The sequence below is a fragment of the Hyphomicrobium sp. genome (assembly GCF_035548195.1).
Lineage (GTDB): Bacteria > Pseudomonadota > Alphaproteobacteria > Rhizobiales > Hyphomicrobiaceae > Hyphomicrobium_B.
In genome coordinates this window covers 169,550-177,657 of record NZ_DASZTY010000005.1, presented here as the reverse complement: position 1 = coordinate 177,657, position 8,108 = coordinate 169,550, and the positions used below count along the sequence as shown (strand labels likewise).

Annotated in this window: 8 protein-coding genes; 4 read left to right on the top strand and 4 right to left on the bottom strand. The window is 58.6% G+C overall.

The genetic code is table 11. The features are described 5' to 3' along the window. Positions 1-346: 346 nt before the first annotated feature. Both VHB22_RS01200 and VHB22_RS01195 read right to left on the bottom strand, forming a co-directional pair. On the bottom strand, positions 347-781 hold the full coding sequence (locus VHB22_RS01200) for a hypothetical protein (protein WP_325455114.1): 435 nt from the start codon (positions 779-781) through the stop codon (positions 347-349). A gap of 50 nt (positions 782-831) precedes the next feature. Further along, on the bottom strand, positions 832-1,587 hold the full coding sequence (locus VHB22_RS01195; protein ID WP_325455113.1) for an SDR family oxidoreductase: 756 nt from the start codon (positions 1,585-1,587) through the stop codon (positions 832-834). 233 nt (positions 1,588-1,820) lie between these two features. Between VHB22_RS01195 and VHB22_RS01190 the strand changes: the two genes are divergently transcribed. Next, positions 1,821-3,401: a winged helix-turn-helix domain-containing tetratricopeptide repeat protein gene (locus tag VHB22_RS01190; RefSeq protein WP_325455112.1), complete on the top strand. Its 1,581-nt coding sequence runs from the start codon at positions 1,821-1,823 to the stop codon at positions 3,399-3,401. 139 nt (positions 3,402-3,540) lie between these two features. Continuing rightward, on the top strand, positions 3,541-4,059 hold the full coding sequence (locus VHB22_RS01185; protein WP_325455111.1) for a copper chaperone PCu(A)C: 519 nt from the start codon (positions 3,541-3,543) through the stop codon (positions 4,057-4,059). A gap of 82 nt (positions 4,060-4,141) precedes the next feature. Here the strand turns inward: VHB22_RS01185 and VHB22_RS01180 are convergent, their stop codons facing one another. Continuing rightward, complete coding sequence (locus VHB22_RS01180; RefSeq protein ID WP_325455121.1) at positions 4,142-4,921, bottom strand: cobalamin-binding protein; 780 nt, start codon at positions 4,919-4,921, stop codon at positions 4,142-4,144. A 184-nt stretch (positions 4,922-5,105) separates the two neighbouring features. Between VHB22_RS01180 and VHB22_RS01175 the strand changes: the two genes are divergently transcribed. Then, positions 5,106-5,741, top strand: a complete 636-nt coding sequence (locus VHB22_RS01175) for a hypothetical protein (protein WP_325455110.1) — start codon at positions 5,106-5,108, stop codon at positions 5,739-5,741. Between the two features lie 162 nt (positions 5,742-5,903). Beyond that, positions 5,904-7,322, top strand: a complete 1,419-nt coding sequence (locus VHB22_RS01170) for a tetratricopeptide repeat protein (RefSeq protein WP_325455109.1) — start codon at positions 5,904-5,906, stop codon at positions 7,320-7,322. A 7-nt stretch (positions 7,323-7,329) separates the two neighbouring features. On the opposite strand, the gene VHB22_RS01165 is transcribed toward VHB22_RS01170, so the two are convergent. Then, positions 7,330-8,106: a glycosyltransferase family 2 protein gene (locus VHB22_RS01165; protein ID WP_325455108.1), complete on the bottom strand. Its 777-nt coding sequence runs from the start codon at positions 8,104-8,106 to the stop codon at positions 7,330-7,332. Between the last annotated feature and the right edge of the window lie 2 nt (positions 8,107-8,108).

Sequence of the window (8,108 nt, the reverse complement as noted above, 5' to 3'; positions counted from 1 at the left end):
AGTCCTCTTCTGGGCACCATGTGACGGCGAGACAAGTCCCTGAAGCCGGTAGGTCGACTTCCCGCTGGTGACGTTCTCGCAAGCTCCCGGAAAACGCCGACAACATTTACATCGGCGAATCCTTTTCGCAGAAGAAGTCGGTTTCCGCGCTACCGCCGCCGTTGAGCCGCATTGCGTCGCTGGAGCCCGCGGGTCGGCGATTCCGCCGATTCCTCGCGAGCTTAAGGAGCGAGAAGCACCTCGCTCATGTTCGTGAGAGACGCAGCTCATTGACGGTGGCGAGCCGCTTCTCAACTTCAATGTCCGTGGCCGTCGAAAGAGCGATCGCATCGTTTGCACATTCGTGTCACGACAGAGCGCTCTCCGCCGGCGTTTCGCCGACCACGCCTCGCGCCTGGGCGATTGCCCAAAACGTCAGCGCGATGCCAATGATCGCCGGCAACGTGACTGCAGGAAAGTCTCGCGGAATTACCGACGCAGAACAGATGCCGACGGCAACCTCCCAGAAGTGAAAAAGCGCATGTCCGGCCAACCAGATCGAAGGAACGCCCCAGAACACAATCCGCAAGTCCGATCTTACCGTGCCGATCAGGAAGGCGCAGCCAAGCAACAAAAAGATCAATCCGATATCGCGCACGAAATGCTGGTTGAAAAGACCGGTCGTCGTCACGCCTGGAACGGCAAAATACCAGCCTTCCGGTGAAACGAGCATGAAGACGCCGTTAGCTATCGCGGCGATGCCGAGCACTACAGCTACGGCCAGACAAAATGCCTTGAGCATAATCAATTACCTCCCATGGATGCACAGCTGTCCGAACGAGCAAGCCACGATCATGCCGCGACCGGCGACTGGTTGAGCCAATCCTCAAATCGAATGGATCCCACGAGAGAATTGTCGCTCGCCGTAAGCGACTTGTCGTTGAGTTCGGTACCGAAATATCGGGCATGCACATCGGCGACGACACGGCGAGAATCTCGCTTGGCGGCGAGGTATGTCCGCGCAATTCCGTCCAACGGAATTTTTTCGGGCCCGCCCACCTCGACAATGCCGTTGACCGGCTTACCCAACGAAAGCTTGGCGAGTGCCGTCACAACATCGTCGGAGCCAACCGGTTGTAGCAAAGCCGGAGACACATGGATCTCATTGCCCCGCGCCGAGGACTCGACGATTGCACCGACAAACTCGAAAAATTGCGTCGACCGCAGAATTGTGAAAGGGATTTTCGAAGCCTTTATCAATGTTTCCTGCGCGACCTTGGCGCGAAGATATCCGCTTTCCGGCAGGCGATCGGCGCCGACGACCGATAAGGCCACATGGTGACCGACGCCCGCGGCGGCTTCGGCGGCAAGAAGGTTGCGACCGGACGTCTCGAAGAATTCCAACACGGCCTTGTCTTCGAACGACGGCGAATTGGCTACGTCGACGACGATATCGGCTCCGGACAACGCCTCGGCCAAACCCTCCCGCGTGATCGTGTTGACCCCAGAATTCGGCGACGCTGCCACGACCTCATGGCCCTTGCCCCGCAGCAGCCCAACCAGCTTCGACCCGATAAGGCCCGTGCCTCCGATAACGACGATTTTCATGTCAACTATCTCCAAACATGACGCCGGGCTTGTCTGGCGTCTCCGCAATGGAGAGTGGCTTACGCGTGCTGGAAAGGCTTTGCCGGGATATTGAAAAACGCTTGAATTTACCTTGGATTTACGTCCAACCGCTGCGATTGGTGCTCCCGGCCCCTAATTCCAGAAAGGTATGCTATCGAGGTTCTCTCGGCCGAACCGCAATCTTGGACTTGGACGAGACGGAGCGCTGATACGTGCAATTTCTTTTCGCAGATTGCGTCCTTGACCGCGAACGGCGCGAGCTTACGCGTGCCTCGGAGACCGTTACTGTTGGCCCCCAAGTCTTCGACCTGCTTCTCTACCTTATCCAGAACCGTGATCGGGTGGTCAGCAAGGACGACATCTTCGATGCCGTTTGGGGCGGACGGGTTGTCTCGGAATCGACTTTGACAAGTCACATCAATGCTGTCCGCAAAGTCGTTGGTGACAACGGAAACGAACAACATCTGGTTCGCACCGTGCCTCGCAAGGGATTCCGCTTCGTGGGCGCCGTCAAAGAGGCGCACGTCCGCGACGACTCCGCGAATGCGATCTCCGGATACCCCGCAGCCGGTCCCAGTCGCGCGGTCAATGGCACGAACAAGCCATCCATCGCCGTGCTGCCCTTTCAGAACCTCAGCGGCGATCCGGAACAAGCATACTTCGCCGATGGCGTGGTCGAAGAAATCATCACGGCCTTGTCGCGGGTCCGCTGGCTATTTGTCATCGCTCGTAATTCAAGTTTTAGATACCGGGACCGCCCGGTAGACATAAAGCAGGTGAGCGAAGAACTCGGCGTCGGCTATCTGCTGGAAGGCAGCGTACGTAAGGCCGGTGACCGCATCCGCATAACCGGGCAGCTTATAGAGGCAGGCGGTGCCGCCCACCTTTGGGCAGAGCGTTTCGAAGGCAAGCTCGATGATATCTTCGAGCTCCAGGATCATATCGCAGCCAGCGTGGCGGGAGCGATTGCGCCACAGGTGGAATTGGCGGAAATCGAACGCGCAAAAAGTAAGCCCACCGCCAGCCTCAATGCCTACGACTGCTATCTCCGAGGTCTCGCACATATGCATCGCGGGACAAAGGAGTCGGTCCAAGAAGCGTTGCCGCTGTTTCACAGAAGCACCGAGCTCGATCCGGAGTTTGCCGCCGCACAAGCAATGACAGCATGGTGCTATTTCTGGCGCAGAGTGAACGGCTGGAGCACTGATATCGCGAAGGAGACAACCGAAGCCGCGCAATTGGCGCGCCGTGCCGTGGAACTGGGCAGAGACGATGCTGTGGCGCTGACGCGAGGCGGCCACGCGCTGGCTCACCTCACCGGCGATTTAGATAGCGGAATAGCACTTCTCGACCGGGCCGTCTTCTTGAACCCGAATCTGGCATCAGCCTGGTTCCTCAGCGGCTTTTTGAGAACGTGGCACGGTGAACCCGACAGCGCCATCGAGCATTTCAAACACGCGATGCGATTGTCGCCCGTCGACCCCGAGCTTTACCGCATGCAGGCCGGCACCGCGATGGCGCATCTCTTTGCTGGGCGCATCGATGCAGCGTCGGTCTGGGCGGAACAAGCCTACACGAATTTGCCGACATTCCTGATGGTCGTTGCCCTCGTCGCCGCGACGCGTGCGTTATCCGGGCGAACCGATGAAGCTCGGCAAGCAATGCATCAGCTCCGCCAGCTGGATCCCACGCTTCGCATTTCCAATCTTACGGATTGGCTTCCAATCCACCGCCCGGAGCATCTCGCGCTGTTCGCCGAAGGTCTCCGAAACGCGGGCCTTCCCGAAAGTTGACATGAAGCGAGAGCAGCAGAGGAGTCCGTCGTCCGATGTTCGCCGTGTGAACATTCGCGCCATTGATCGGCGATCGTCGAAGTGCTGCTACTCACCGATCCTTCGACCGCTCAAGCCATTTACCTAGTGGAGAGAAAACATGAAACTATCGATGCTCGCCATTGCTTCGCTGCTTGTGATGTCGCCGGCGACGTTCGCTCAGGACTTCAAGAAAGACGATCTGGTGATCTCACATCCGTGGACCCGTGCGACGCCGGGCGGCGCGACCGTCGGCGCTGGCTATCTGACCATCACGAATAACGGAACAGAACCCGATCGCATTACCGGGGGAACCTTCCAGGGCGCAGACCGCGTCGAAATCCACCAAATGACAATGGACGGGAATACGATGAAGATGCGTCATCTTCCGGAAGGCGTCGAGATCAAGCCCGGCGCCACCGTAAAGTTCGCCCCGAGTTCCTATCACCTGATGTTTTTCGGACTGAAGAAGCCGATCGTCAAAGGACCGGACGTCAAGGGCTCCTTAATCTTCCAGAAAGCCGGCTCGGTGGCAGTCGATTTCAAGGTCGAGCCGATCGGCGCAATGAATAGCTCGGACACCTCAGATGGCGGCATGAAAATGGACGATTCCAAGATGATGCATGACCACATGCAATAACGTTTGGCGCAGAGTTAGCCGGCCGGAAAACCTGCTGTCGCCGCTCCGGATGCATCCTGGCGCGCGCCTCGTCGATGGAGGTTCAGCCGATCGCCGCACGGATTGCATCGAGGCCGTCTGTCAGCGCCGCCGGCCCAGGCTGCAGAATGATCGGAGATTTAATCTCGTAGATTCGATTGGCGGCAACAGCCGGAATATCCTGCCACCCCTCGCGCGCCCGGATCTTCTCGGGCCGTACCTTCTTACCGCACCACGACGCCAGAATAATCTCGGGCGCTCGTGCCACCACATCGTTGGACGAAACGATGCGGCCCTTGGCGGCGGCTTCGAGGCGCTTCTCGGGGAAGATATCGTCACCGCCAGCGGCCTCGATCAATTCTGACACCCAGCACAGGCCCGTAATGAGCGGGTCGTCCCACTCTTCGAAGTAGATGCGTGGCCGAAATTTTCGTGCGCGCGTCTCATCGCGAATTTTATCGATCCGAGTCTCGAACGAACGTGCGAGATCTTCCGCTTTCTCTTGGCAACCGGTTAGCGCACCGACGGTCCGGATCATCGCGAAGATACCGGCGAGGTCGCGCTGATTGAAGACATGGACAGCGAGACCCGCGCGGGCAAGATCAGATGCGATCGATGCCTGTATGTCCGAGAACGCAAAAACGAGATCGGGCTCCAAGGCAACGATCTTCGGCACGTCCGCCGACGTAAACGTAGAGACGCGCGGCTTTTCTCGGCGAACCTCGGGAGGTCGAACCGCATAGCCTGAAACACCCGCGATGCGGTGCTGTTCGCCGAGCAGATAAAGCGTTTCGACCGTCTCTTCTGTAAGGCATACCAACCGCTGAGCAGGAAATCGTCGCATCGTCTCGCCCAGCACCTTTTCGCTTCGCCGCACAATCGTCGCAAAGAGCACACTCGTCGACTTCTATTCAGTCCGGACTACCAGGAATGCCGACGATCGCGAGGGAACGCTTAATAAACAATTGCTAACCTTGATGGTGCCACACTTCTCCTGAAAGTAGCGGCAGGGATCCGGGGACATAATCGTGCGTACTAAGCTGTATTCTGTTGCAATCGCATCTTTTCTGCTCCACGCCTCAGCAGCTATGGCCGAACCGGTCCAACTGACTGGCGCCGCAATCAAGACGACATTGCCGGGATCCGTCCTGAAATTGGATACGCCTTTGGGCATGGTCGTTCCGATCCGCTTCGATGATAACGGTTTGATGTCCGGCGACGCGGGCCAGCTCGCATCCTATCTAGGCTCTCGAAAAGACCGTGGCCGCTATTGGCTTTCAAACGATCGCGTTTGCTACCGCTGGTTCCGCTGGTTTAGCGGTGAGCAGCACTGCCTGGCCATTCAGCGGGACGGCAAAAGAATCTTCTGGCAACGCGACGACGGTGAGTCGGGCACCGCCACACTGGAAGAGCACCATAAGCCGTCCGCTCCGACACGCAAAAACGTCACGGCGTCGAAGCCGGTAAAGGAACGTCTTGCACAACGCGATTTGACGCCGCCACCGCATCGCTCGGATCGCAAGCCGTATCTCGGAGAGCCCGTTCTGATTAAGCTTCCGACCCCTGCTGTCCGTCCGCGCAAAAAGCGCGCCGCTTTGGCAGAAGACTTGCCGAAATCCCGCTCTCCTGACGTCGCCCAGGCGATCACGACCGAGCAGCGGTAAGCGCATCTCCACCGGCTTGGAACGCCCGCTGAACCGGTTGCGCGCCCACGCGCCAGCCTCGCACACGGTTGAACGGATAAATGCGAGGCATTACGCGCGCCCCCATGCCTTGAGGGCATTATCCGGTCCGGCGCCGTTGCACCCTGATTGCCGGAGGAGAAGATGCCGCTCCAAGCACGATCCGCAGAGGTTCCTCCGGGCAGAGCGGAACATTCCGGCAACGGTCAATCCGAAAGAGCGACACCACCAATAGCCGACGCCTCCTCGGATGATCTTTTGCAGCTCGGCTTGCAAAACGCGAAAATGGGCCAACTCAACGCCGCGGCGGACCTGCTTGCTCGCGCGATTCTGAAAGATCCCCTTTCCGCCGACGCACACGAAGCGTTGGCGACAGTGATGCTGGCGTTGGACAATATCGAATTCGCGTGCAAGGCAAAAGCGAAGGCCGTTGGGCTCGGCTACAATTCGGCGGCCGACTGGGAATTGCTCGGCGATATGTTCGTCGCGCTCAATCAGCCGGACGACGCCGCGCAGGCATTCAGCACGGCTCTCGCTTTGCACACCGATAGCGCGCCGGAGTTAGAGCGCAAACTCCGCATTACCGCACAAGCATCGAGCTTCGCACTTCCCGATATCCGGCCGGCGGACCCGGGTATTCCAAATCTCGCCGACCTCGCACGCGTCGAAGAGCAAAAGAGCGCCGACATCCCACCAGCATGGAAGCGCGTCAACCTGATCACCATCGAACCCGCAGATAACCCGCACACAGCCGCCTTCAGCGACCTGGCTTCGAGCTTCGAAAGCGCCCTGCGTACGCTCGGCATCGACGTTCATGTCCGAAAAAACGAAGTCGGTCTCGAAGGAATCAACCTCGTATTCGGCGCGCATCTTATCGGCTCACAAGAAAGCGCCGATCGCCTGCCGCCGAACACCGTGATCGTCAACCTCGAGCAGCTACGCGGCTTCAACGTCGCCGCCCGGCCAATTTATAACGGCCTCCTGCGCAGGCTAGCCGTATGGGACTACAGCCCGCGCAACATCGAGCAGATCAAAAGCCTGATGCGCAATCCGAACGTCAGCCACTTCGGCATCGGATACACGCCCGAAATGACCCGCCGGATATCGTCCGAACAAACGACGGATGTTCTCTTCTACGGCAGCCTCAACGATCGCCGTTCGGCGATTTTGAAGGGCTTGCACCAAGCGGGCCTGAAGGTGAAGCACCTTTTCAGCGTTTACGGAGACGAGCGCGACGCGGCAATCGCCGACGCCAAGATCGTCCTCAACATGCACTTCTACGAAGACAGCATCCACGAGATCGTGCGCACGTCATATCTCCTTGCAAATGGCAAAGCCGTGGTCAGCGAGTGTGGACCCGACACAGAAATAGACGACGATATCCGAAGGGCGATGGTGACCGTACCATACAAAGATGTCGTCCAAGCCTGCGTCTCTCTCTTGCAAGACGAACCGCGCAGACAAGCGATCGAGCAAAAGGCGTTCGCGATTTTCTCGAAACGCGATCAGGCAAAAATGTTGCGCGACGCGATCGCCGCCACGACTCTGCCGCAACACGCATAAAGAGGGCTCAAGCCGCTTCTTTCAGAACGCTGCTGAGTGACGTGAGCTTCGACCAACGGCGATCGAGCTCGGCAACGTCTGCCTGATGCTGGGCGCCGAACCCGTTCTTGACATCGAACGTGTCGCGCCGATCCGAAATTTGCAGCTTCCGCGCCTTGAAGGCGTTGCACCATGGGCTGAACCCATACCAGCGGATCGAGCCGAGGTCGCGGCTGCCGTTGCACTGGCGCGGCAATTGCGAGGAGTGCCGCCCAGGCGTGTACGCGCCGATGGCATAGCGATGATAGAAGCGGCTGCGCGTCGGAAACGTCAGGCCCGGAATCGCGAGCCCCTTGAAGTCGATCTCGTTTTCCCAAATACCGGCGGACTTCTGCTCGACAAGCGATCTCGCCGGATCGGGCGGCGTATTGGGATCTATGTCGACCATCACCGCGCCCGGAAGCCGGACGCCCGTCAAATCGTGCTGGACGAGAAGTCGCTCCATCTTTTCGAGACCTGGAGCCACAAAAAACTCGGTCGTATTGAGTGCGAGCTTCCAAGCATTGGGAAAACGCGATTCATGCTTCATCACTTCGAAGTCGCACAGGATCGCCGCGAACGAAGCGTTTTCCGACGGCACGACCTCCCAATGCGGAACCAGCTCCTTGCAGATCGCAACCGACTCGTCCGTCGAAGCATAATCGATCAGCACGCCATGATCGAAAATCTCCCGATGATGCTTCAGCCACCACGGCAGCAGATAAGCCTCGTTGAAGAAATGCGAGATGACGACCCTTTGAACCATCT

Coding starts and splice junctions, on each gene's coding strand:
- VHB22_RS01200 (WP_325455114.1), bottom strand. CDS start 781: ATGCTCAAGGCATTTTGTCTGGCCGTAGCTGTAGTGCTCGGCATCGCC.
- VHB22_RS01195 (WP_325455113.1), bottom strand. CDS start 1,587: ATGAAAATCGTCGTTATCGGAGGCACGGGCCTTATCGGGTCGAAGCTG.
- VHB22_RS01185 (WP_325455111.1), top strand. CDS start 3,541: ATGAAACTATCGATGCTCGCCATTGCTTCGCTGCTTGTGATGTCGCCG.
- VHB22_RS01180 (WP_325455121.1), bottom strand. CDS start 4,921: ATGCGACGATTTCCTGCTCAGCGGTTGGTATGCCTTACAGAAGAGACG.
- VHB22_RS01170 (WP_325455109.1), top strand. CDS start 5,904: ATGCCGCTCCAAGCACGATCCGCAGAGGTTCCTCCGGGCAGAGCGGAA.
- VHB22_RS01165 (WP_325455108.1), bottom strand. CDS start 8,106: ATGGTTCAAAGGGTCGTCATCTCGCATTTCTTCAACGAGGCTTATCTG.